The organism is Flavobacterium oreochromis, assembly GCF_019565455.1.
GTDB classification, from domain to species: domain Bacteria; phylum Bacteroidota; class Bacteroidia; order Flavobacteriales; family Flavobacteriaceae; genus Flavobacterium; species Flavobacterium oreochromis.
Genome location: NZ_CP067377.1, coordinates 681,403 through 705,724 on the forward strand (window position 1 = coordinate 681,403; position 24,322 = coordinate 705,724).

At 30.3% G+C, this 24,322-nt stretch carries 23 protein-coding genes and 3 pseudogenes; 19 read left to right on the plus strand and 7 right to left on the minus strand.

Annotated features, from left to right (window positions below; translation table 11 throughout):
• Positions 1-53 precede the first annotated feature (53 nt).
• Positions 54-1,024 (minus strand): annotated as a pseudogene (trpS, locus tag JJC03_RS03300) (tryptophan--tRNA ligase).
• A gap of 72 nt (positions 1,025-1,096) precedes the next feature.
• On the opposite strand from trpS, the gene JJC03_RS03305 reads away from it, so the two are divergent.
• Together JJC03_RS03305 and JJC03_RS18615 are read left to right on the plus strand one after the other, a co-directional pair.
• On the plus strand, positions 1,097-1,858 hold the full coding sequence (locus JJC03_RS03305; protein WP_103715206.1) for a lysophospholipid acyltransferase family protein: 762 nt from the start codon (positions 1,097-1,099) through the stop codon (positions 1,856-1,858).
• 137 nt (positions 1,859-1,995) lie between these two features.
• Positions 1,996-5,319 carry a PA domain-containing protein gene (locus JJC03_RS18615; protein ID WP_235873971.1) on the plus strand — a complete coding sequence of 1,108 codons (3,324 nt, stop codon included), beginning with the start codon at positions 1,996-1,998 and terminating at the stop codon, positions 5,317-5,319.
• Between the two features lie 199 nt (positions 5,320-5,518).
• Here JJC03_RS18615 and JJC03_RS03315 read toward each other — a convergent pair whose 3' ends face one another.
• The 6 genes and pseudogenes from JJC03_RS03315 to JJC03_RS03340 form a co-directional block, all read right to left on the minus strand.
• The gene (locus JJC03_RS03315) at positions 5,519-6,181 is read right to left on the minus strand and encodes a DUF2931 family protein (protein WP_258932119.1); all 663 of its coding nucleotides are present in this window, start codon (positions 6,179-6,181) and stop codon (positions 5,519-5,521) included.
• A gap of 15 nt (positions 6,182-6,196) precedes the next feature.
• Positions 6,197-6,433 carry a hypothetical protein gene (locus JJC03_RS03320; RefSeq protein ID WP_088397712.1) on the minus strand — a complete coding sequence of 79 codons (237 nt, stop codon included), beginning with the start codon at positions 6,431-6,433 and terminating at the stop codon, positions 6,197-6,199.
• 4 nt (positions 6,434-6,437) lie between these two features.
• Positions 6,438-7,442: pseudogene (locus JJC03_RS19070) on the minus strand (TssN family type VI secretion system protein).
• 3 nt (positions 7,443-7,445) lie between these two features.
• Positions 7,446-7,919, minus strand: a complete 474-nt coding sequence (locus JJC03_RS03330) for a hypothetical protein (RefSeq protein ID WP_235873972.1) — start codon at positions 7,917-7,919, stop codon at positions 7,446-7,448.
• A gap of 52 nt (positions 7,920-7,971) precedes the next feature.
• On the minus strand, positions 7,972-8,376 hold the full coding sequence (locus JJC03_RS03335; RefSeq protein WP_235873973.1) for a hypothetical protein: 405 nt from the start codon (positions 8,374-8,376) through the stop codon (positions 7,972-7,974).
• Between the two features lie 5 nt (positions 8,377-8,381).
• Positions 8,382-8,879, minus strand: a complete 498-nt coding sequence (locus tag JJC03_RS03340; RefSeq protein ID WP_258932123.1) for a C40 family peptidase — start codon at positions 8,877-8,879, stop codon at positions 8,382-8,384.
• An 868-nt stretch (positions 8,880-9,747) separates the two neighbouring features.
• On the opposite strand from JJC03_RS03340, the gene JJC03_RS17295 reads away from it, so the two are divergent.
• The 17 genes and pseudogenes from JJC03_RS17295 (at position 9,748) to JJC03_RS03425 (ending at position 24,308) form a co-directional block, all read left to right on the plus strand.
• Entirely contained in the window at positions 9,748-10,179 is a 432-nt protein-coding gene (locus JJC03_RS17295) for a hypothetical protein (RefSeq protein ID WP_258932124.1), read from the plus strand.
• A 50-nt stretch (positions 10,180-10,229) separates the two neighbouring features.
• Positions 10,230-12,698, plus strand: a complete 2,469-nt coding sequence (locus JJC03_RS03350) for an AAA family ATPase (RefSeq protein WP_088397714.1) — start codon at positions 10,230-10,232, stop codon at positions 12,696-12,698.
• A gap of 13 nt (positions 12,699-12,711) precedes the next feature.
• Positions 12,712-13,161 (plus strand): hypothetical protein, encoded by a 450-nt coding sequence (locus tag JJC03_RS03355; protein WP_088397715.1) that lies wholly within the window; start codon positions 12,712-12,714, stop codon positions 13,159-13,161.
• 11 nt (positions 13,162-13,172) lie between these two features.
• A pseudogene (locus tag JJC03_RS03360) lies at positions 13,173-14,536 on the plus strand (DUF5458 family protein).
• Between the two features lie 195 nt (positions 14,537-14,731).
• Positions 14,732-15,889: a hypothetical protein gene (locus JJC03_RS03365; RefSeq protein WP_088397717.1), complete on the plus strand. Its 1,158-nt coding sequence runs from the start codon at positions 14,732-14,734 to the stop codon at positions 15,887-15,889.
• 289 nt (positions 15,890-16,178) lie between these two features.
• Positions 16,179-16,406, plus strand: coding sequence for a hypothetical protein (locus JJC03_RS17300; RefSeq protein ID WP_258932127.1), 228 nt, complete (start codon positions 16,179-16,181; stop codon positions 16,404-16,406).
• Between the two features lie 18 nt (positions 16,407-16,424).
• On the plus strand, positions 16,425-16,946 hold the full coding sequence (locus tag JJC03_RS03375; RefSeq protein ID WP_088397718.1) for a hypothetical protein: 522 nt from the start codon (positions 16,425-16,427) through the stop codon (positions 16,944-16,946).
• On the plus strand, positions 16,946-17,332 hold the full coding sequence (locus JJC03_RS17305; RefSeq protein WP_258932129.1) for a hypothetical protein: 387 nt from the start codon (positions 16,946-16,948) through the stop codon (positions 17,330-17,332). Before JJC03_RS03375 ends, JJC03_RS17305 begins: the two co-directional genes overlap by 1 nt.
• A 307-nt stretch (positions 17,333-17,639) precedes the next feature.
• Positions 17,640-18,071, plus strand: coding sequence for a GPW/gp25 family protein (locus JJC03_RS03385; protein ID WP_088397720.1), 432 nt, complete (start codon positions 17,640-17,642; stop codon positions 18,069-18,071).
• 31 nt (positions 18,072-18,102) lie between these two features.
• Positions 18,103-18,606, plus strand: a complete 504-nt coding sequence (locus JJC03_RS03390; RefSeq protein WP_235873974.1) for a type VI secretion system baseplate subunit TssF — start codon at positions 18,103-18,105, stop codon at positions 18,604-18,606.
• A 701-nt stretch (positions 18,607-19,307) separates the two neighbouring features.
• Positions 19,308-19,814 (plus strand): hypothetical protein, encoded by a 507-nt coding sequence (locus JJC03_RS03395; protein WP_235873975.1) that lies wholly within the window; start codon positions 19,308-19,310, stop codon positions 19,812-19,814.
• Between the two features lie 115 nt (positions 19,815-19,929).
• The gene (locus tag JJC03_RS03400) at positions 19,930-20,562 is read left to right on the plus strand and encodes a LysM peptidoglycan-binding domain-containing protein (RefSeq protein ID WP_235873976.1); all 633 of its coding nucleotides are present in this window, start codon (positions 19,930-19,932) and stop codon (positions 20,560-20,562) included.
• On the plus strand, positions 20,523-21,089 hold the full coding sequence (locus JJC03_RS03405) for a hypothetical protein (RefSeq protein WP_235873977.1): 567 nt from the start codon (positions 20,523-20,525) through the stop codon (positions 21,087-21,089). The genes JJC03_RS03400 and JJC03_RS03405 overlap by 40 nt, the downstream gene beginning before the upstream one ends.
• A gap of 27 nt (positions 21,090-21,116) precedes the next feature.
• On the plus strand, positions 21,117-21,608 hold the full coding sequence (locus tag JJC03_RS03410) for a DUF4280 domain-containing protein (RefSeq protein ID WP_088444452.1): 492 nt from the start codon (positions 21,117-21,119) through the stop codon (positions 21,606-21,608).
• A 5-nt stretch (positions 21,609-21,613) separates the two neighbouring features.
• Positions 21,614-22,333, plus strand: a complete 720-nt coding sequence (locus JJC03_RS03415) for a hypothetical protein (RefSeq protein WP_235873978.1) — start codon at positions 21,614-21,616, stop codon at positions 22,331-22,333.
• A gap of 155 nt (positions 22,334-22,488) precedes the next feature.
• Complete coding sequence (locus JJC03_RS03420) at positions 22,489-23,628, plus strand: OmpA family protein (RefSeq protein ID WP_235873979.1); 1,140 nt, start codon at positions 22,489-22,491, stop codon at positions 23,626-23,628.
• 11 nt (positions 23,629-23,639) lie between these two features.
• Positions 23,640-24,308 (plus strand): hypothetical protein, encoded by a 669-nt coding sequence (locus tag JJC03_RS03425; protein WP_235873980.1) that lies wholly within the window; start codon positions 23,640-23,642, stop codon positions 24,306-24,308.
• The last annotated feature ends 14 nt before the right edge of the window (positions 24,309-24,322 follow it).

A 24,322-nucleotide genomic window follows, 5' to 3' on the forward strand; every position in this document is an offset into this window, starting at 1 on the left:
TAAAAAAGCTTTTTTAATAATATTTTTTTAAAATAAATTCTATTTTTCACTAATTATTCAAAACCAAGCTTTATCCGAACTCTTTTCACTACATCATTAGCTATTAAAGATGCTTTTTCTGCACCTATTTTTAATACTTTATCTAGTTCTTCTAAATTATTGATATAATAATTATAACGTTCTCTTTCTTTTGCAAAACGTTCAACAATTAATTCATACAATGCCTGTTTAGCATGTCCAAATCCAAAATTACCTGCTAAGTATTTTTCTTTTAATAACGCTGTTTGTTCTTCTGTTGCTAACAATTTATACAAGGCAAATACGTTACAGGTCTCAGGATTTTTAGGTTCTTCAAGTGGCGTACTATCTGTTTGAATAGTTTTTATTTGCTTAAGCAATGCCTTGTCGTCTAAAAAGATATTAATGGTATTATTACGTGACTTACTCATTTTTTCTCCATCAGTACCTGGTATTAACATTGTGTCTTCAGCAGTTTTAGCTTGTGGTAAAACAAAAGTCTCCCCCATTTGATGATTAAAACGTGAGGCTACATCACGTGTTATTTCTAAATGTTGTAATTGATCTTTTCCTACAGGAACAATTTCTGCATCATAAGCTAAAATATCAGCAGCCATAAGCATTGGATAAGTAAACAAACCTGCATTTACATCATCTAATCTATCCGCTTTATCTTTAAAGGAATGAGCTAAAGTTAATCTTTGAAATGGAAAAAAACAACTTAAATACCATGTCAACTCCGTAACCTGAGGAACATCACTCTGGCGATAGAAAACTACCTTATCAATATCTAACCCACAAGCTAGCCAAGCAGCCGCTGTACTATAAGTATTATTCTTCAAAACGTCTCCTTCCTTTATCTGTGTTACAGAATGCAAATCTGCTATAAATAAAAAGACTCGTTTTCCGGCTGATTGGCCATTTCTATGGCAGGTATAATCGCGCCTAAAAGGTTTCCTAAATGAGGAGTTCCTGTACTTTGTACTCCAGTTAATATTTTTGCCATTATAAATTTAAAAATGATATTTTCGCAAAGGTAATTTTTTTTGATTCATATTTAAAGTAAATAATAACGGTTATGCGAATGTTCAAAATCCTTTTCTGGTGTATCTGGCGTTTATGGTTCTACATATTAGTTTTAGTACCTATCATTATCATGTCTCCTTTTTTAACTTTATCACTTACAAAAGATTCTTGGTATCCTTATTTTTTTAAAATGGCACGCTTATGGGCTAAAATTGTTCTTTATGGAATGGGTTTTTATTATACGATAAAAGACGAACAAAATGTACTTCCAAATCATAGTTACATGTTCATAGCAAACCATACCTCAATGACAGATGTTATGTTAATGCTTGCCGTTGTAAAAAATCCATTTGTATTTGTAGGGAAAAAAGAATTAGTAAAAATCCCAATATTTGGCTTTTTCTACAAAAGAGCCGCCATCATGGTAGACCGTGAAAGCATACGAAGTCGATCAGAAGTATACGAAAGGGCTAAAGCAAGGATTAAACAAGGCTTAAGCATTTGTATTTTTCCTGAAGGAAAAGTACCTGATGACGAAAGTGTAATTTTAGACGAGTTTAAAAGTGGAGCTTTTAACATTGCTATTGATCATCAACTAACAATAGTTCCTATGGTATTTTACGATAATAAAACTCTTTTTTCTTACACTTTCTTCAGTGGTAGACCAGGCCGTTTGAGAGTAAAGTTTTTACCTTTTGTAAAAACAGAAGGAATGGTACATGATGACAAAAAAATAATTAAAGATAAATCTAGAAATCTAATTATCAACGAATTAATATCAGACCCTACTTATATGAAACATTCAATGAAGTAAAATAAAACACTTCTAGATTCTACATCATAATAAAATTTAATTTTCAATAAAAAAAAGTGTTTTTTTCAAAACATAGTTTCTTTTATTACACAAATATCTATATATTTGGCAAGTATTAACCCAAAAAACAACTAAATATGAAAAAAAGAATACTACCCAGTTTCTTTCTTTTGTTTGGTGTGGCCGTAGGCTATTCGCAGCATTCTAACGATGTAAGTACACTAAAAGAAACACAAGCGAACAAAAAACTATCTAAAAAAGAAGCTAAAATCCTTAGAAAAAAACACGAATATTTTTTAGCTAACAACAAAATTAATAAATCATTTTTTTTATCTAAACAACAGAGAAAAGAGGAAGGTCTTCCTCCTAATAAGTATAATGAACAAGAATGGCTACTAACAATGAATCCTAACTTAGGAAGACCAACTAACGAAAATATTGAAGTAATACGAAAAGATTTAGAAAAAGCACGCCAACAGGCTATAGCTCAACGCATACCAGGAGATGCCACAACAAATAACTGGACAGAACGCGGACCTAATAATGTAGGTGGTCGCACAAGAGCAATTATTTTTGACCCAGGAGATGCCTCTGGAAACACAGTGGTAGCTGGAGGAGTTAGTGGAGGATTGTGGAAAAATACTAATATTTCAAGCTCCACTTCTTCATGGACAAAAATTGACACTTTCCCTGAGCATGTAAACGTTCAAAACATCGCAATAGACCCTAACAATAGTAATACATGGTATGTAGGCACAGGAGAATCTTATGTTTTTGGAGATGTAAATGGTAATGGAATTTGGAAAACAACAGACAGAGGTGCTACATGGACTAGAGTTTATGGAGGTGGCGCAGTATCATCAACCGTAAGAAATTTACAAAATCTTGAAATTATTGCGCCTTCTGCTGCTGCTACAATAAGAACCTATTCAACAGGCTCTGCTACATGGCCAGGTGGGGCTATTAACAATAGTTTTACAGCACCAATTGTGCTAATGGATGATGGTGTAGCACCTACAGACGATGCTTGCACTGCAACAACTCAAAATTATGCAGGCAAAATTGTTTTGATAAGAAGAGGCACTTGCTCATTCGAATCAAAAGCAGTTATTGCTCAAAATGCAGGCGCTATTGGAGTTATTATAATGAATAATGCAGCAGGAGGCGCTGTATTTAATATGTCAGAAGATGCCGCTGTTACGGGTACGATTCCTAGTATTATGATTTCCAAAGAAGATGGTGATTTATTAATAGCCAACCTAGCCAATTTAACAGGAACCATGAAACCTTCCGGACCTCTTGAATTTTCTGGATTAGAAGTTTCAGGTGTTCAATTTGTGAATGACATTGTAGTTAAGAACAATGGAGGTATTTCTGAAATTTATGCTGCTATGGGAGATGGACAATACTCTGATTCTCGGAATGGCACTTTGTTTGATGCTTCTAACTTTGGTTTATACAAATCTATTAATGGCGGCAGCACATGGACTAAATTAAGCCTACCTACTTCAACAGCAGGACACCCTACTTGTCCTAACGACATTGAATTAGGCACAGATGGAGATATTTGGGTTTCATCTACTGATAGCTGGACTTATGGAGATGGTGGTGGTAGAGTATTTCAATCAACCGATAATGGAACTACCTTTAACTTACGTCATACAGTAGTAGCTGAAGGAGGAGGAAAACGTGTAGAGATCGAAGCTTCTAATACCACTCCAGATAAAATCTATGTATTATCTCAATTAAAAGATAATCCAAGCACTACAACGCAAGTAGAAGTACAATTAGCTTTAACAACAAATGGATTCAGTACAGCACCAACCATCTTATCATTACCAGCTGGAAATGAAACACGCGAAACTACTTACGGATTTACTGGACAACAGGCTTTTTATGATATGATGATAGAGTCTGACCCTGTAGATGATAAAATCTTATATGTAGGAGGAATTGATCTTTATAGAACAGCTAATGCTACTGGTCCTTCTGTAACATGGAATGCTATTTCTAATTGGACCACTAATGTGCATTCTGATCAACACGCAATGGTTTTCAAACCAGGCAATAGCAGTGTAGCACTTTTTGGTAACGATGGCGGTGTATACTATACAAGTAATGTAGCTAGTACTACTACTCCTGCCACTACTAGAAACACAGGATTTAATGTTACTCAATTTGTAGGAGTAGCAGTAATGCCAAATGGAGTTACAGGAGCTGCAGGAGATTTTTTTGTAGCAGGTGCTCAGGATAATGGCACACAATATTACTCAGGCTCTTCAACTGCTGCTAATTCTACTTTAGGAGCTTCTGCTGGTGTTAATAACACTTTTAGAGTTCAAGGAGGTGATGGAGGTAAACCATTATTTGATCAAGGTTCTGATAAGTATTATATTACAAATTATGTAAATAATGATAGTATGATTCTTAGAAATGTAGGAAGCACTACAACTAAAACTTTAAGTGATAATACTACTGGAGCAGGTTTATTTTATCCAGCTATGACTCTTGATTCTACCAATGATATTGCATATTCTGATTTTACTTTAAATGGCACATATCAAGTAAGAAGATATTCTAACATTAAAGGCAACACACAAGTAGCTAGAACTAATTTATCGAATGCTTTATTAACAAGCTATGCAACCGCTTTAGCAACAGGTAAAGGCACCCCTACTACTTTGTATATAGGAACTATGAATGGTAAACTATTAAAAGTTACTGGAGCTAACGGATCTGCTTCTGTATGGTCTAACATAAGTGGTGCTAGTTTTGTAGGCAGTGTATCAGATATAGAATTTGGCGCTAACGACAACCAAATCTTCTTAACGATGCACAACTACGGTGTAAATAATATTTGGTATACACCAAATGGAGGTGCTAATTGGTATCAATTAGATGGTAATTTACCTGATTTACCTGTTAAAGCAATCTTACAAAACCCATTAAATGCTGCTGAAATCATGATTGGTACTGATTTAGGGGTTTGGTATGCTAATAATTTTAGTAATACAGCTACTACTGATCAAGCACTTATTTGGAAACAAGCTTATAACGGAATGAGAAATGTAAAAGTTACAGATTTAGATCTTCAAGCAAATTCTCCAACAGCACCTAATACTTATAAAGTATATGCTGCCACCTATGGTCGCGGTGTATTTTCAGGTAGCCTTACAGCTGCTGCAGGCGCAAAAACATCTGAATCAATTGTAGAAAAAACAAATACTATTAAAGTTTACCCTACAGTTTCTGAAGGAAATATAAAATTAACTTCTTCAAATAATTACGGGAATACCAAAATCGAAGTGTTTGATATTACTGGTAAAATGGTTTTAGAAAACTTAACTATAGTTAACAACAATACTAGTGAATTAGATTTATCAAACTTAGCTCCTGGTAATTATATCTTAAAAATGTCTGGGGATAATTTTGAAGAAACTGAAAAAATTATAATTGAGTAAACTAATTAATAATTAAACAGATAAGGGGGCTTTTGTCCCCTTATCTTATATTAAAATCGGGCATCAGTCTTAATCCCTTTTTCATAAAACTAAAAAGCAGATTCATAGTGATCTATATTTTTATTAACATTATATCTAAAAAACTTAATATTTTAAATATAAAATAAACCTTTTTTTCATAAGGGATTTCTAATATATTTTATCCTCCCCACACGCCCACTACTTTATACTTTGTCAGTGGAATTGATTCTGTTGCACATTTGACCGAAATTTTCATATCATTGTACATAAAGGTGGGACTTATTACCAAATCTATAGGTTTATTTGGGTATTTCATCTTGAACTTCCCAAATACATCAAGCATTTCTTGATCATTGAAAACAATTTCAGTACTATATTTTGTAAATATAAAATTACATGTATAAGGAATTCCTTTTTCCGTATATTCTTGTTTATCTAATACTTTTTGTAATAACTCATCTGCTTCTCCATTATAATACAAATAATAATTGTGAGTAAATTTATCTTTTTGATCATAGGACATTAAAAGAAAACGATATTTAAATTTCTCTCTATACTGATCCCACAAACCATACGGTATCCCTCTTTTAGCTATTACCCCTTTAATACTATCAGGAACTGTTATTTTATACAAATCATCCAAAAATTTTTGTTGGCTCTCCGTTTTATCTACAAAACCTAAAAAATCATTCTTATCTACAAACGTTTCTTTTGCTTGCAAACGACAAATTTCTGTACGATTATTACTTCCTGATAGCCAAACCACAATGCAGCCACCCGGTGCAGCTCCTACTGTTAGAACATCATAAGTTTCATGTGTAATACTACCATTACGCTCCATTCGATCATAACCTTATCATAAAACAGGTTTATTTATTTTATTTTCAGCATAGAAATGAGTTTTTGTCCCTAGAATAGGGATATAAATTTCTTTTACATGAGATTGTATTTCAGGATCTATTAGATCACTTAATGGACAATAATTATTGTGAAACCACCTGAGTTCTTCAGGTGATCGTTGTAGTATTTTAGCTAGTTGTTGTAACCTAATAGTATTGGGCTTAATTTCATAAATTTCATATTGTCTGGTCATTTTTTTAGCTTATTGTTTCCATCTGATCTACTTCTTTTTTATCTCCTTTACCAATTCTTTTATTATCCTTATCTCTATCATATTGGTATTCTAGATCATCCTCATTATAAGTATTTTCATTTTTATCTAGTACAATTTCATCTGTTCTCATACAAATTATAACTGCATTTTCTGTAATTGTATTCATATAAAGAGTATGATTGGGATCTATATATTTAGATGATTCATACCATTTTGTTTGAAAAAAGAAGACCCAGCTATAAAGACCATTTTCATCTTGAATTTCAATAGGATCCTCTTCATGTTTAGCATTATAATCTAAAACAAAGTTGTAAAACAAACGTCCAAAATCTAGCCTTGTTGGTCCTTTAGCTCTGTACTGTCTATATTTCTGATCTCCATGTTCTTTTTAATTAAAAAAGTAATGACTACTAGATCTCTCATTTCAGAATCATTTACTCCTGCTATTTCTTTATAATTAACAGGAAATTGCCAAGTTTTATAAACTTTTGCAGGTATTATCATACCTAAATTAAATGTGTCATAAATCAGTTGAGGTATGAAAAATAAAATAAAATGACTAGACATCAGATATAATAAATCCGGTCCATTTAAAAATGTGTGAGTTATGGCAAAGCTAAAAAATGAATAGGTAACGGTTATGAGTATAAAGAAATAAACAAACCATACTTCACTTTTTTTCGAATTTGTTAAAATAATTTTTATACAGATAAACATGTAAAACGCCTAGTAATAATGAGGATACTTGATAAAATATAAAACAGTTCATAGCATTATTTCCTAATAAATTATTAAATCCTAGGAAGGTAATAATAACATAAACTAGAGCGACTGATAACTCATAAATTATAAATTTAGTTTTATATTTTTCTTTAAAACCTGGTGTTTTTTGAATAAAAATCATGGTTAGTATTGTACAAACAGCTATTGCAATAATAATTGCTGACAATAATTTTAGTTCGATAAGATTGATAAAATATTTTCTCATTTGTTAAATAATTGTGTTGTATCCGAGAATTGTGTTTTTGTTTGTAAATTCAAAATTTTGTTGATCATCAGGAATTAATATATGAGTTTGAAGATCTGTCTCCATTGGAAAAAAATATTCATAATAGAGATCTAAAAATTTTTTTATTTTTCCATCTAAAATATAATCTAAAAAGGAGGAATTCTTAAGAGGTCCTATCTGAACTTCTAGGTGTAGTGAATAATCATCATATTCTACCCCTGATATAAAATCTATACCTAATTGAGCATCTCCTAATGAAATAGCTAATTTTTCATCAGAATATTGTTGAGAGCCTTTGTTTATAATAGCTACTTTCTCGTTAAGAAAAAAAGATAATAAGTCCGTAGCTAAACCTATATTTCCTACTATTTGGTAAGTATAAGGTAAGAAATGTATGAGTTTAGAAGCTAAATAATCTGGTATTTCGTCAGTAATTCCCCAGAATTGATAAAACAAATCTGAAACAGATGGATTGTTTAGTTCTAAAAGAAAATTAGTTTCAAAATCTTCAAGAGAAACTCCATATGCAAAAATTCATTTTCAAATGGTTGAAAGAAAGCACGAGCTGCTTTTTCTTCTTTTTTTGAGTTTGATATTCACTAATCATCTTATTAACACCTTTATCAGGGTATTCATTTTTTGATTGATGAAAAACTCCTTCTGGCATTAAATCATACAGACTGTCTCTTGATAAAGTAAAATTTAAATATTCTCTTTTATCTAGGTTAAAGTCTTTTATATCGACCTCTAATATATCACGCCTATAGGCTCTTGAAAATTGGCTTTCTTTTTGAATAATAAATTGATTATCAGAAATAATTCCATTAGCTAATAAATCATTTACTATTACTTCGGCTCGAATATCTGATTTAATATTTCTAATCAAACTCAAAATTTCATTTAAATGAGTCATATAATTTATTTTTTTGATTTAACTAATCTTCCAGCAGAAACAAATCGCAACTGAAAATATTTGTCATTAAAATTATAAATATCAAGACCATCAGCTGTACAAGCTATAATTCTATCATTTTTTAAATAGATGCCTACATCTGAAATAGGATGGTCTTTATCATATCTAAAAAATATTAAATCTCCTTCTTGCAAATAGGTTCTACCTGTAAAAAGTTGTATTAATTTAGATCTAAACATACCTGCTGGATCTTTGGGTAATACCTCATCATAAACTTCACTGTAAAGAGTTTGCGCAAAAAATGAGCAATCAGCTCCCTTTTTAAAATCTAAGACCCCTTTTTTGTAAGGGGTGCCTACCCATTTGTCTACATATGAATACAATTCATAATTTTTAATTTCTTTAGGCATGACCCCTAAAATGATAGAGTACTTTTCCTTTAGCTTTAAATCTTCATCCTTCAGATTATCTTCATTGTCATCTATAACAACTTCGTTTGTCAACTTACTTAATTCACTTTTTTTTTTGTTTTATAACTTCTTGAAAGGAATATTGATAAGGAATATATTTTAGATATTGCTTTGATGAACATGAACACAAAAGACATGCTACCAATAGGTTTCGAATATTTTTAATAATTTTCATCAGATCTTTTTCACAAAAATAAAAATTTTTAAATAAAAAAACTATATTTGTAACAGGCTGTTCAAACAATTATTTATTTCCAATTAGAGTGAGACGATTTTTTAACAAATTTAATTTTTTAACCAAAATCGATATAAGAATTTTTTTAGGTTTTGGACTTTTAATCCTTTTAGGCTTTGGAATATTCCTATTTAAATATTCTCGCCATATAGATTGCAGCAACGGTAATTTTCTAATTACCGCTGATGAGTTTAAGCCTAATGAGGTAGTCGAATTTTTTGACAATACAAAAGGAGCTTCAAGCTGGGAATGGAATTTTGGAGATAGTACAACGGTTGACAATCGCCAAAGAACATTTCACAAGTACAAAAAGAGGGAGATTATTTAGTTAAACTCATTGTAAACGGGAGTTGTTACTATGAAAAACTAATAAAAATTACAAATGTTGGGCAACAAACAGGCTATCTCCCAATAATAAAAGCCCCAAACGTTGCTTTCTTAGGTGAAGTTGTTCGTTTTAGTGGTGACAAAAATGGCGGTGAATCTTGGGAATGGAGTTTTGGAGAAACTACCTCTTTAGATGCTGTAGGACAAAATGTATCCTATAAATTTAAAACAACAGGAGAAAAAAAAATTACCTTAATCGTAAATGGAGATCTAGAACATATTGCAACTAAAATCATCTATGTTGCACCTAAAGTCATCGTGGCCAAACAAAAAATAGACATGGAATCATATGAATATGAAAAACCTCATTCTACCTTTTCCCTTCCAAGAGGAATGGCTAAAAAAGACCCTCTAGAAGATATGTTAGGATATATTCCTGTATCACCAAAACACGATAGTCACAAAGAATTAAGCGAAAAAACAAAAACAAGCGAAATCTCTAACGAACAATTTCAACTGTTACTAAAACAAGTAGCAGCTCAAGCAAAAACAAAAGATGATTTTAAAGAGTATTTATGTGGAAATTTTGAAATTCCAGTTGTTGTAAATGATGATAATGTGATGTCTTTCTCAGAATTATGTAAATCTATTTCTGGAAAACAAATAAAAATAACATTCTTACAGTTAAATAGACATGAAAGTAATAACTGTATTCAGAATATTAACATTAAATACAAAACAAAAAAATGGATGATTTGGGTTAAGGAGTAACAAACCATTTATTTTTAATAATAAACGAAACTAAATAGACAAAACTAAAAATGAACCAAGAAATTACATACAATACAGAGGTCAACAAAGCTATAGATATTGCTCAAAAAATAGGAAGAGATAATTTAAACTCTCATTTTAATGGAGCACATTTACTTAAAGCAATCCTTAATAGAGACTTATCATTACTTAAACAATTAGAATCTCTGGGAATTGATGTATATTATATTGAAGAATGGGCTGAAGTTAAAATTGAAGAATCTCCAAAATCTACACATCAATATTATTGTGAACCAGATGAAATCATAGATGAAATTTTTGCTGAAGCAGATTCTATAAGAGAAGAATTAAGAGAAGATGAAATAACTTTATTACACGTAATGGCTGCTATTACTACGCCAGGTGTAGCATTTAGCTTTGAAAAAATGAAATCTTTTCCTATAACAAGAAATGATTTATTAAAAGATAATTTCAATACTATTACAAAAAGCACACAATCCATCAGTAAAAATGGATTTTTACACAAATATTGCATAGACAAAAACCATCAAGTTAAATCAAAAAATAAAACAGAATTATTAATAGGTAGAGATCTAGAGATAAATAATATTACCGAAATTCTTTGTAGATATAGCAAACAAAATGTAATTGTACTTGGAGATTCTGGTATTGGAAAAACATCTTTAATAGAAGGATTTGTTCAAAAAGTACTGCTTAATCAGGTACCTGATTTGTTATCTAAAATTGAAATTTTCGAACTTGACATGGGAGCTTTAGTCGCAGGTGCTTCCTATAAAGGAGAAATAGAAGATAGAATAAAAAATATTGCTCAAGAACTTAAACAAATCCCTAAATCAATTTTAATAATAGAAGAATTTCATTCTCTCTTTGGAGGCAATGGCTCAGACACAAACATAGTAAACTTATTAAAAAGTGAATTATCTAAAGGACTTACAATCCTTGCTACCTCAACAATAGAAGAATATACTAAAAAAATTGAAAAAGAACAAGCCTTATCAGGCATGTTTGAAGTTATTAAGTTAGAGGAAAAAGAAGATGAAACACACTTCAGGATGTTAAAACAAACATTACGAGATTACCAAAAACATCACGGAATTACAATAGACGATCCTACTATAAAAGAAGCCATCCGCTTTTCAAAACGATATATGAAAGAAAAAAGTCTTCCTGCATCTGCAATAGACTTAATAGATCATACTATGTCTGTACTTAAAACTACTGGCGATACTTTTATAAACGAAAGAGAGCATTTACTTAATGAAATCAAAAATATTGAAGACAATATTGGAGAAGTAGACGAAGATGAATTAAAGCTAAAAGCAGAATGGTTTTTAAATGATTTATTAACTAAAACCCATTTTCTCTATACCACTTCAAATAATGACATCATCATTAAGGATCTTCATTTTGAAATAATAGAAGAAATAGTAAAATTTTGTCGTGAATATATTGAAACTCTTGAAAAAATAGCTAGAGAAAAAAGAACACATATTACACAACTGGATTTAGCGCTTATCATCTCACAAAAAACAAATATTCCTATAGGAAAATTAAAAGATGAGGAAAAACAAAAATTAAATGACATGGAAAACATTCTGTCCAAACGTGTTGTTGGACAAGATCATGCAATTAGTATTGTTTCAGAAGCCATATTAGAATCTCGTTCTGGCTTAAGTAAAGCAGGACAACCCATTGGCTCATTCTTCTTTTTAGGTCCTACAGGAACAGGAAAAACAGAACTGGCGAAATCATTAGCTGAATTTCTCTTTCAAGATGAAAACGCTATCATTCGTTTTGACATGTCTGAATTTAAAGAAGAACATTCAGCAGCTTTACTATATGGTGCTCCTCCAGGTTACGTTGGATATGAAGAAGGAGGACTATTAGTAAATAAAATCAGACAAAAGCCCTATTCTATAGTCCTGTTTGATGAAATAGAAAAAGCACACAGTTCCGTTTTTGATGTCTTTCTTCAATTAATGGATGAAGGAAAATTACATGATAGATTAGGTAAAGAAGGAGATTTCTCGAATGCTATTATCCTGTTTACTTCAAACATTGGATCTGATTTTATTGTAGAATCTTTTCAAAAAGACGAGATACCTACCAATTCAAAATTACTTGAAATTATGAGTCGATATTTTAGACCTGAATTTTTAGGACGATTAACAGAATCAATTCCTTTCAGACCTATTAGTAAAGAAAACGCATTAAAAATATTTGAAATTCATTTAAAAAAGGAATTAATAGACTTAGCAAAAAGCATTCATATTAATTTAATCGTAAGTCAAGAAGTTAAAGAATTCCTTGCTGAACAAGGATATGATGCAAAGTATGGAGCACGTCCGCTAAAAGGAATTATAAGAGGAAAGCTCAGAAGACCTTTAGCAAAAAAAATAGTTGCAATGGAATATAATGAAGGGGATACTGTAAAAATTTCATTAAAAAATGGAGAATTATTTTGGGAAAAAATCAAATTAAATATAGAGTTAAACTAATAAATTAAGTATTATGTTATCAAATCATGGAATTGGTGGTAATGAAGTACCATTAGACGCAAACGAAGCAATAAGCGAAATCCCTCAAAACAAAACTATTATTGCTCAAAAATTAACAGCTGAAAGTCCTGTAAAACCAGAACTAGTAGAAGGATTAACAACCGTTGAAAAGGTTTTTGAACATTTTAAACCAGAAATAAAGGTTGATTTTGAAAATTTAGATGGTTCTACCAAAATGGAAAATTTAAGTTTTACCAACCTTGGTGATTTTGGTGTAAAAGGAATTACTCAACAAAGTAACTTTTTGACTGGTCTAGAAACAGAAAAAGATCAATATCAAAAAATCATTAAACAACTAAAAAGTAATAAAATCTTAAAAGGAGCATTAGAAGACCCTGATGCAAAAAAATCATTATTAGATTCATTACAATCTCTTATTAAAGAATTAGAAGAAAACAAATAAACTAACTACTAATGGCACAAAATAAAGAAAGTCAATACGTTGACAGTACAGTTTTAGAACAAAAGAAGGGACAGGCTAATTTAGAAAGTAGCCTAGAAAAGTTAGCAAAATTCGGTGGTTTTGATCTATTAGAAACAACCATTGAAGGAGCACAAAATTTAAATCCAGATAGAAAAGCAAGAAGAAAAATTTTCCTTACAGAAAAGGATAAAGAAAAAGAAAGAGAATCTTTAAAGAAAACGCTTAAACTCTGGGCTGATGTACTTTCAGAAGGAACAAGTGTAACAGACATGGTTTCTAACTGCGAAGACAAAAGAAAAGAAGCAGAAGATTTACTAAAGAAAAACTTATCAAGAGCAGTAGAAGTTACTAAAGAATTAGAAACAAACTATCGTACGATAGCTCTATTCTACAAAAATACTGAAACTGATAAAGTAAAAAATGTTACAATTATAAATTCTGATTTAGAACAATTAAAAGATCTAGATAACACTCGATTTATAGATACAATTCATGCAGAATTAGTTAATAACTATGATCGTTTAGACTTAAAAAACAATTATGGTATTTTAGTAATCCCTGGTTATTTAGGTTCTAATAAAGTAGTAGAAAAATGGGCTAAGATAGCACATGAAAACAAAGTAATGTTAGTTACTGACTTTGAACATTTGGATGAACCAGATGATGTAATGGAAATGTTTGACCAAGCCTACTTAACAGGTGGTGAAATTTACCGTTCAAATGTTTTAATGACTTGTAACTGGCTTGTTGGTAGAGGTAGATTTGAAGAAATTCAAGAAACCGAAGACTTATACGTTGCTCCTTCAGCTGCCTTAGCAGGAAAAATATATAAAACATTAATGTCTCAAGTAACAGCAGGTAAAAATATGGAGGCATTAACGAAGTTGATGGAGTAAAATTTGATTTAAAAAAGAGTGAGATTGCTAATTTAGAAAGCCTAGGATTAATCCCAATGGTAAACGAATATGGAAAAGTTATGGCTTTTTCTGCAAAAACACTTTTTAATGGTGATAATTTAGGATTACAAACATACTCTGTAGTTAGAGTTTTTGATTACGTTACAAAAGTATTAATGGACTTCTTAAACAGAAGAGCTTTTGAAAACTTTACAGCTGTAACTCGTAAAGAAATTATGGGACAAATTGTTCGTTTCTTAGATTCAATAAGTGGACCTGGAAAACTAATTGAAAACTTTGAAGTAAAAAGATTTGAACAAGACCCTATACAAAAAGATAGAATTCATTTAGATATCCATATGAAACCATATTTCCCTGCTAAAAACTTCCTTATTAAAATGGATGGCCATAAAGGAGATGATGGAAATGAATGGGATACTGAGTATGAACAAAAATAAAAACTAATTAAACAACCGTTTCTAAAAGAAACGGTTGTTTTTATAGGTCAATAAAAAATACAATCTAAATTCTATTTGATTTTTATATATACTATCATTTATTCTTTTTCCTGTATTTTTTATTAGCTTCTATTTGTATTTTTTGAATTAGCTCAGCAAAGTTTTTAATTTAAAAAAATCAAAAACACAAAAATAATGATAGAAAAACTAAATTATTTCCCTGTCAATTGGATTGACGGAATGAAAATAAACAAAAATCACTTTAATTCGATTCAAAACTTCATTAATGATTCCATAAAAGATGCTGTAGGTTTACATACATCACTTATATCTTATGGTTTATTACCTTCTAACAATCCTATCAAATTAAACCTAATGGTTGATAGTCATAAGTCATTAAGAGTGCAAGTTCAAGAATGCCATGCCATAACACCTAATGGTTCAAGAATTGAAATAGATGATAGAAGCGAAACCGTTAATACGAATTCTTCTTATTTAGAAGCCTCTTATGAAATTAAAGGTGATGAGAGTTTAAAATTGTGGGTTTGTATTTCTGTTAATTACTTTAAGAGAATACCATTTGGTGATTCTGATCCTGAAGAAAATCCACCACGATATCCTTTTACAAAACCTGAATATTTATTAAGTCTCATTCCTGAAAACGAACTAATAAATGATACAGGATTAGGAGGAAACTTTTTAATCATAGGAAAAGTATTAGTAAACTCATATGAATCAAAAATAGACAACTCTTATATTCCTCCATCAGTATATGTAGGAAGTCATAAAAGACTACAAGAATTATATGATGAGATCAACCGTTTTTATGGACAAGTAGAAATATTTTCTATACAAATTGCTCAAAAGATTAATTCTAAAAAACAAGCAAATGAGTTAGCTATAATGATGTTATTAGTAACAGATAAAATATTAGATTACTTAGGTGTAGAAATTAATAAAACCAGATGGTTAGGAATACACAAAGCACCTGCAGAAATGTTACTATCCGTTATTGGTTTAGCTAGAACTCTTAAAAACCTATTTGATTCAAAATCTGGAGCAGGAAAAGAAGAATTACTAAACTATTTTGCAGATTGGTGTAATGTTAATCAAGGAACTTTTGAAAACATTTTCTTAGAACTTATAAACAACAATTATAACCACAATCAAATTGACGTAAGTGTTTCAAAAATCCACAAATTTATGGATGTTTTTGAAAATCTCTTATCCTCTCTAAGCCGATTAGATTACATAGGTAAAAAACGAGATGGAAGCATTTTCGTATCTGAAATTACGGAAGAAAGAGATAGCCTATTGTATGGAAAAAGAAGTAAAAGTTTTTTAGCAGATTAAACCATGGAAATACTTAATAAAAAGAACGTTCTAAGGCGTTTGTATCTTTTGTACTATTTTTTGTAATAAGCGTAACTGTTTTTATGTCAGCTCTTTTATTTAATACTTATTTCCCTTTCAGAGAAAATGAGTTATTAAAAACAGAGAACTTTAAACTAAAAAAGAAATTGAAATTCAAAATAAATTTTCTTTTCAACTTGAAAAAGTCAAAACCACTGTAGACTCTATAAATGCACCAGGTCAAAACGACTTCTTTAACGAAAAACTGGCACTTTCATTATTAGCAGAAATGTATAATCAATTGCCTAAAGATACATTAAAGAACAAAATAATGTATAATAACACAATTATTGCATTTAAAGACCTAATTGATGCAAAAAAACAAGTTAAACAATTAGCAACTAATCACAAACTAATGGATAGTTTGAGTACTATAAACAAAACGCTAAAAGATGAATATGACAAAATGAAACGCGATTTAGAAGTTTGTAGACAAATCTATCAACAAGCAGAATAAACACTTAAAAGCATAACGATGAATATTTTAAAAAAATTATTTCTATGTTTTTACATAATAAGTTTTTATTGTGTTGCTCAAGACAATGTAAAAAACAAAGTAATAGATAGTTGTCAAATTACACAAACTAGACAAAAATTAGACGGTCGTTTTTTTGCCAGTCCTAATCCCATACTCTTAATAGTAAATAACAGTAATGGTATATTTACTACATTACAATTTGGAAAACGTAAACGTAAAATTTTTATGTACTTTAAAATACATGATAACAGCGTTTGCATTGAAGAAAAAAAAATATTTGACTTTAATTTCAAAAATGGGGATGTGATCCATTTAAAAAATCATTTCCCCATAAATTGTGATGGTATTTTTATTCATCAACTCAGTAGAAGAACTTTTAAAAAATTAACAAGTCTAGAGTTAAGTGGTATAAAAGTTTTTACCGTTCATAAAAATTATGAAATCTTATTAAACAAATCTCAAAATACAGAGATTATTAAAGATTTAATTTGTTTAAAAACATATAAAATAAAGAAATAATGAGTCCAATACCAGAACTTAATTTATCTCTAGGAATGACGGACAATCCTGGATCCCCTTTTTATGGAGGAAAAGGAGAAATGGCGAGAGTTTCAAAAACAGACTCAGGGCTTAGAACTCATAAAATTTCTTTAACAATATCTGATCTAGAAGTTGGAAAAATTTCTTTGATCATTGACAATCATAATGTAGAAATTCCTACCTATAAAATGATTGTAAGTGATGATAAAACAAACGAAACTACCGCTTATCAAGTAACACGGGATATCTTTAGTTTTGTTAAAAAAAATACTAAAAAGGATTTTTATCTTTTTTTGGTTTCAAAAATTTTGACAAAACCTCTTTTCTGTATGAAAATATTCCTTACGAACCTACAGACGAAATAGAAACCCTTTCTATTTCAAAATACAGAAATATTTCCCATGATAGCTTAATTTATCAATTTAATAATTCTGAAAAAGTATACCTATTTTCTGGTAATATCAATCAAATTAAAATCCCAGAAAATAGCCAATACTTTATTATTGTAGATAATAATGATGGTAAAAGTTTTATTGGAGATATTCTTTATAGAGAAAAATTTCTTAAGCTTACTCCTAAAGTAGAGTTAAAAATAATTAGGCGAAATAAAATCCCTAAAGAAATGGAAGTAAACGAAAATGGAAGCATTCAAAAATTAATTTATCTATAACCATGATTAGAGGTTCTTATTGTAAAATACCTATTGATTTTGACGCAATTATAAAAAAACAAGATGCAGTTAACATCAGCATCGATACATCAATAGCTCAACACATTTTCTTAATAGCAACTACTTCATTTGGAGAATGTAAATTTAATGATGATTATGGAACAGAAATTTGGGAAATGGACTTTGACATTTTAAAAAGTGATAATATACTGAAAGAAACTATTATAAACACTTTAAAAAAAGCAATTTCAACTTATGAAAAAAGATTAGCCCTAGAGGATGTTGATATTGTTATATCAGATAAAAACATTGGAAATATAAGTCGAAAAAGAATTAAAAAATGTGTTTCTTTTAGTATTAAAGGGCAAGTTTTTGAAACCAATAGACCTTTTTTATTTCAAAGTTCCTTTTTCGTTGGTCCCTTATCATATTAATCTCTCTTCTTTCATTCTAAACTAAAATTCTATGAACCAAGAACGTATAAAAGATCGTATTTTAAGAAAAGCATCTAGACTATGGGGCTTTAATGAATTACAAACGGAATCTTCTTTTGACCCCATTGTTGGATTACTACTAACTGCTTGTGCTTCAGAACTAGAAAAATTAAATACTGATTTAGAAGATTCTAGATCAAGAATAATTGAAAGAGTATTAGACCTAATGTTTCCTGAAGAAGTATCCGGTGTTACTCCTTCTAGTGCTATTGTACAAGTTTTCCCAACAGAAAACAACATAAAAATATCTAAATACAACCGATTTAAAGGGAGTAAAAAAATTACAAATATTTATAATCCAACCGAAATTTTACACAAAGATGTCTTTTTTGGTCCCACAATAGAAACAACCTTAACCACAGCAAAAGTAGAATACCTTGCCTATGGAAATTCTTTAAAAAAATTGATAATTTATTTTTTAACGATATTATTAGTACCGCTGATAATTTTATCCCTAAAGGAGAATTATGGATAGGGCTAAAATGCTCTGATACTGAAAATATTATAAACCCTACATTTTATGTAAACATAAATAATAGTTATCAAAAGGACTTCTTTTTTTATTACTTACGACAAGCAAAAATATATTTCGGAAATCAAGAGTTTACCTTTAATGAAGGATACAATGCTACAGAAGAATCCTTTAATTTTGAAAATATAGTTCGCAAAAACTATTCTAATCTAGACCAAATAAATAATAGAATTAACAATTTTTATTTACCTAATTTTTTCACCTTAAATGGTACTATAAACCAAGTAGAAAAAACAGGTTCTGATACTTTATTTCAACAATATTTTGTAAATCACCAGCTAGAAAATGACAAATCAATCATATGGTTACGAGTTGAATTAACTGAAACCATTGGTAATGATGTATTAGAAAATGTATCAATAACACTTAATTGTTTACCTGTTGTAAACAAAAGAATTTCTAAAGCCTCTCATAGAGTAACAGGTGCTCTAAATATAATCCCTATAGACTCCGATGAGTTTTTCTTAGATTTAGACCACGTATCAAATGATGAGGGTTACAGATATGATCTAAAAAATTACGATGATACTAAATCAGGAACCATTACCCTTAGACGAGGTGGCGTTTCTCGTTTTGATCAAAGAAGAGCTTCTGATCTTTTACAACAACTCTTAGAACTTATTAAAGATGAAACAGCATCTTTTATGAGTATAGGAAATGATGCTACTAAAGAAACTTTAAAGCAAATCAATCAAAATGTTGCTGCATTATACCAATTATCAAAAGAAAAACATTTTGAAAGACCTAACAATCCTTATTTAACTGTTAATGCTTCCTCAAAGGACGAAACAGGTTTCTTTTGTAACATAGCTTATTGGACCACATTAGGAGATGAAGCAAACGACATAAAAATAGGATCCGTTCTATCCTTAGAAGAAGCTGGAACTATGTTATTAGAAAAGAATATAATGTTAATAACTCCAACCGTAGGTGGCAGAAAAGGATTATCAACAAAAGATAAAATATTAGAATACAGAAACTCTCTATTAACCCGCGGAAGAATCGTTACAATAGCTGACATCAAAGCTTATGGGCTAAACCATTTTAAAAATACAATTACAAAAATTGAAATAAAAAAGGAACAAAAAAGAAAGTTCTACAAAAGAAGGATTTGCAAGAACTATAGATATATACCTATACCGAAATACTGAAGTTACCGAAATACTAAAAGAGTCAGAATGGGAATACTTATGTGATAGTTTTTTAATCAATCTAAAAAAAGCTTCATCAAATGTTTATCCTTATACTCTAAACACTCTTTAATTTATGAGTTTCACTTGGCCTACATATAAAGTTAAAAAAGGAGATACACTAGAATCTGTAGCAAAAGAATTAGGTATCAGTAAAGAAGCATTAAAATGGCATCATAACACCTATTGCCTTCATGATGATTTATTAGAAAAGGATATTACCCATCAAAAAAAACTTATAATATTTGACAAACATGCAAATGAACAGAAAACTTTTCATACAACAAGAGTAAAAAAACAAGTCCCCTTTTCTTACAATAACAGCTTATTTTATATTCCTACTAAAAGTTTTTCAAAATACGGTGTAATAATTACCATTGAAGACGGAGAAGATAAAAATGAAATCAAATATGAGAAATCCGTAAAATGGATTCAAAAATTTGAAGATTGCCATATTTTTGAAATAAATGATATTTCAAAACCTTTTATTAACGAAGAGGAAGTAAATAGCATAGTTCATACCCTTGCTTACGAAACATCCAAGGTATTATATCCCATGCACCTAATGGTAGACGAAAAAGGAAATTGGGAACAGGTTGCAAAATGCAATACTTATCCAAGGCGTTGGAATATCATTAAAAAGAAATTTTTAAAGAATTTCAAGGAAAAATGGTTGAAGAATACTTACAAGAATTTGAAAACCTATTAGAAAATCAGAATAAAATTAATTCTTATATGTTTCAGGATTATTTCCTACGAACCCTTTTCCTTGGCTATTGTTTTGAATACCAAGAAAAATTTAAAACAGAAAGAGAAATTTCTTTTCCAATTATAGAGAATGCTAACGAACCTATTTATAAAATAGAAGCAGATATAGTCCCCTATTTAGATGAATATAATTTAGTTAACATAAATTTCAAAGGAGTACTAAATGATCCACGAAGTAAAATTGATTTTATCAATGAAAATCATTATCCCTTTGAAGAAAATCGAGATACTGAAAAAGCTACAGGTAATTTTTTTCTGAAAGCTTTTTTAGATCCTAACAGTTCTATACCTGAATCTATATATTTAGAATGTAGTATTTCTTTAGAAAAAACAAAGAAAATTTCCGTTGTCATATCAGATATTTCAGGCAAAGAAAAGCCTTATATTCATAATCATTCAAACCTATTATTAGACTCAGAAACAACAAACAATAAGAAAAAAGGATTTTGGAAAAGTCTTTTTGAATAAAAACAAACAAAACTAAAAAACAAAACTATGGCTGAAAAACACGTTGTGGTGCAAGGTGCTGTATGTAAATGTCAGTTTGGTCAAACTACTGATAAAATTAAAGTCCTTTCCCATCAAAAAGAATATGCTAATGATAAAGATGGTACTAAAAAACTTATAGTAAGCACAAAAGAAATAGGCGGTGCTACTTTAGAAAAAAACACCTTTGGCAACTGTCCTAAAATGGGGAATCCACCACCACCATGCAAACCCGTGATAACAGAATGGAAAGACTTTTATAAAAAAGTAACCTTAAGTAATGGCGGAAACATTATTCTAGAAAACAGCAAAGCAGTATGCGCTATAGCAGGTTCACCGTGCATTGAAATTATAGACCATGGACAACGAACAGAAGCAAGTCAACAAAATTTCAAAAATGCTAATAAAGATGTTATACGTCAAATAAATCCCCTAATAAGAATAGATAAATTAAATAAAGAACCTTTAAATCATGAAGGAGCTGATATAACAATAATTTAATGAATATGAGTAAAGGGCCTAAAAAACTAAACCAAATAAGTGGAGAATATTATAGTAAATTATCTACTCCCTCAGTAATGGTAATCCCTGCAAATGAAAAAGTAAAATTTGACATTACAGAATGGCAACCTGATACCACCCCAAAAGAAAAACAAAATAAACGCAAATGGCAATGGCTAGATAAAGAAAAAAACATCATACAACAATTTCCTTCTGCTCCAAATACTCAATTTTCAATAAGTTTACCCAAAAAATTATGTGGTAGCTACCTCTATTATGCTCAAGTAAGTATAGAAGATATACAAAAATCCAGTATTGCAAAAATAGGTTTTAGAGGATATTGCCCCCCTAAAATTACAAAAGCAGAATGGCGAAAATTGCCTAATGGACAAAATATAGCCAACGGTACCCCCATAAAATATGGAGATACTATTTATTTATACTTAGAAACCGAAGGATTAAACGGAGAAAAACTTACGGTAGAAGTCTATAACCAAGACACACTCTTTACAGACAAAATAATTAGAACCATTGTAGGCGTAGAAGTTAATGATGGGAAAGTATGTTTAAAAATCCCTAACACTACCCTATGGATGGGGGCAGTTAGTAATATACAGGAGGAAGAAGAATTTTATGTTAAAATAAAAAATGCAAGAGGGCAATATATTATAAACAGCAAAGAAGAACAAGACCACGCCGAATACCTAAAAATAAAAAGGAAATAGTTAGCACCAATATTGAAAAGCCTACTAATACAACGGCTTATAAAATAGGTGAAACGACTGTTAAACTAAACCGTTACGAACCTTGTAAATTTGAAGAAATTGCTATTACTGAAACTGAAACTAAAGATGGTAAAGTCTCCACTAGTACCGTAAAAGTGTTTGACAATGGTAAAGGATTAAAAAGTGCCAAAGGAGCAATTCAAAAAGTAACCACTTCTATCTTTTTTAAGTTTGATGTAGATGTAGTAGATGAAAAAAGCAAACAGGCATTACAAAATGTATTAAACTTTTTATTAGAGCATCCGCATTCAGGCATTCGACTAGAAGGTTATGCTTGTGTAATAGGAAAACAGAATTACAACAACGGCTTATCGCAACGCCGAAGTGATGCGGTAAAAAAATTCTTCTTAGATGGGGGTTTAAAAGCGGATCGTATTCTATCTATAGGCAAAGGCGAAGTAAATGCTACCGATGACAAACAAGGCAGAGATAACATAAAATACAAAGACGAATTTGATTATATTCACAACCGTCGTGTAGATGTATCGTTTACTTTTGAAGGGCATAATGCGCAAACCATAGTGTATGAAACCATTGCGCCTAGCTCGGATAAAAATATACTGCTAGAAGTAAATGGCTTTGAAACCAAATCTTGTTTTAAAACCAAAGACAAGCATATTAAAAAAATAAAAGTGACCTCCCCTGCTTATCCCGCTGCAAAAGTGCAAAATGGGGATAAAATACAGATTCCTGTGCATTCTACTTTGGAAGCTTGGAGTCCCGCCCCATTGAATTATATATGGCCAAAGTATAACGTGCTTATTCGAGATGAATCGTCTAATCCTTATAATGTTTTTGTTCACTCATGTAGGTATTTTTCTAATGAACAAAATAGTGTGATTTTGATTAAGGTTTTTCCTGATATAAAATGGAATCTTGAATTTTCATTTAACTGGGAACATCCTTTTGCCTATACTCACAGCAATCTTCCTGAATACAGTAGAAATAATCCTAAAGATCAAAAAGTAACTAAAATAATCAGAAAAGATCGAGAAGCACAATCAAAAGCAGTAGGGGCTGGGAAAGAGAGCAAAAAAATTGCTAATAGCCCAGAAATGTTAACTAAATTTGAATTAAAACTGGTAGCAAAATGGGATAATGAAAAACAAAACTTTGAAGTAGGTGCTGAATTTGCAAAAAGAATAAGAAGCATACTTGATATCTTCATTAAATATAAAGAAATAGCTGATAAAGTTAAAAATACTATTGGTGGAGCTACAAAAAGAGTCCATTAAAACCACCTTTTATGTTCGAAGTCCAATCACCAGCACTGAATGCAAATATTGATTGGTATTTGGAGAGAGGGACAGGTAAATACTCAAATAAAGTAGCCACTGTTGGAAAGTTAAATTTTAAAGCCGATCCTTTGATTGGGGCAGAATTTGTCATTGATCTTTTAGCTGTAGGCAGTCGTTTACATCCATTTGTAGCAGCTATGGTTGCTTCTTCGGAATTAACTTTAAGCGCTCTAAATGGTGGGATAATTTTTGAAGCTAAATTTTATGGAAAATTAGTTTTTGATTTCAATGCCATAGAAATTAATAGTCTAACTGGAATTGTAAAAGGAGGAACCTTTGATTTAGGAGCTGAAATGGGTATTGAAATTAAATTTAAGATACATTTTAGTGTTAAAATGAAGAGCTTGATAATGGAAGTACAAGTAAAATTAAGAGCAGAAGCTGTAGCAAAAGCTTATTTTGCAGCAAAAATCAAAGTAGATTCAGATGATAGAGGATTTTACTGGAAACCAGAATTAGGTTTTTCAGGTTTGATTCTCACTTTCGAAGCAGAAATTGTGGTAGGTGGCTTTAAAAGAATGTTAAAATTTGGTAATAAAGATGAACCTTTCTTAAAGGCTGATGTTCCAGATCTACCTAAAAAATATTTTATAGATCCTAAAAATGGTGGTTGGTAAATCTAAATTAAACA

Coding starts and splice junctions, on each gene's coding strand:
- JJC03_RS03305 (WP_103715206.1), top strand. CDS start 1,097: ATGCGAATGTTCAAAATCCTTTTCTGGTGTATCTGGCGTTTATGGTTC.
- JJC03_RS18615 (WP_235873971.1), top strand. CDS start 1,996: ATGAAAAAAAGAATACTACCCAGTTTCTTTCTTTTGTTTGGTGTGGCC.
- JJC03_RS03315 (WP_258932119.1), bottom strand. CDS start 6,181: ATGGAGCGTAATGGTAGTATTACACATGAAACTTATGATGTTCTAACA.
- JJC03_RS03320 (WP_088397712.1), bottom strand. CDS start 6,433: ATGACCAGACAATATGAAATTTATGAAATTAAGCCCAATACTATTAGG.
- JJC03_RS03335 (WP_235873973.1), bottom strand. CDS start 8,376: ATGACTCATTTAAATGAAATTTTGAGTTTGATTAGAAATATTAAATCA.
- JJC03_RS17295 (WP_258932124.1), top strand. CDS start 9,748: ATGGAATCATATGAATATGAAAAACCTCATTCTACCTTTTCCCTTCCA.
- JJC03_RS03350 (WP_088397714.1), top strand. CDS start 10,230: ATGAACCAAGAAATTACATACAATACAGAGGTCAACAAAGCTATAGAT.
- JJC03_RS03355 (WP_088397715.1), top strand. CDS start 12,712: ATGTTATCAAATCATGGAATTGGTGGTAATGAAGTACCATTAGACGCA.
- JJC03_RS03365 (WP_088397717.1), top strand. CDS start 14,732: ATGATAGAAAAACTAAATTATTTCCCTGTCAATTGGATTGACGGAATG.
- JJC03_RS17300 (WP_258932127.1), top strand. CDS start 16,179: ATGTATAATCAATTGCCTAAAGATACATTAAAGAACAAAATAATGTAT.
- JJC03_RS03375 (WP_088397718.1), top strand. CDS start 16,425: ATGAATATTTTAAAAAAATTATTTCTATGTTTTTACATAATAAGTTTT.
- JJC03_RS17305 (WP_258932129.1), top strand. CDS start 16,946: ATGAGTCCAATACCAGAACTTAATTTATCTCTAGGAATGACGGACAAT.
- JJC03_RS03385 (WP_088397720.1), top strand. CDS start 17,640: ATGATTAGAGGTTCTTATTGTAAAATACCTATTGATTTTGACGCAATT.
- JJC03_RS03390 (WP_235873974.1), top strand. CDS start 18,103: ATGAACCAAGAACGTATAAAAGATCGTATTTTAAGAAAAGCATCTAGA.
- JJC03_RS03395 (WP_235873975.1), top strand. CDS start 19,308: ATGAGTATAGGAAATGATGCTACTAAAGAAACTTTAAAGCAAATCAAT.
- JJC03_RS03400 (WP_235873976.1), top strand. CDS start 19,930: ATGAGTTTCACTTGGCCTACATATAAAGTTAAAAAAGGAGATACACTA.
- JJC03_RS03405 (WP_235873977.1), top strand. CDS start 20,523: ATGGTTGAAGAATACTTACAAGAATTTGAAAACCTATTAGAAAATCAG.
- JJC03_RS03410 (WP_088444452.1), top strand. CDS start 21,117: ATGGCTGAAAAACACGTTGTGGTGCAAGGTGCTGTATGTAAATGTCAG.
- JJC03_RS03415 (WP_235873978.1), top strand. CDS start 21,614: ATGAGTAAAGGGCCTAAAAAACTAAACCAAATAAGTGGAGAATATTAT.
- JJC03_RS03425 (WP_235873980.1), top strand. CDS start 23,640: ATGTTCGAAGTCCAATCACCAGCACTGAATGCAAATATTGATTGGTAT.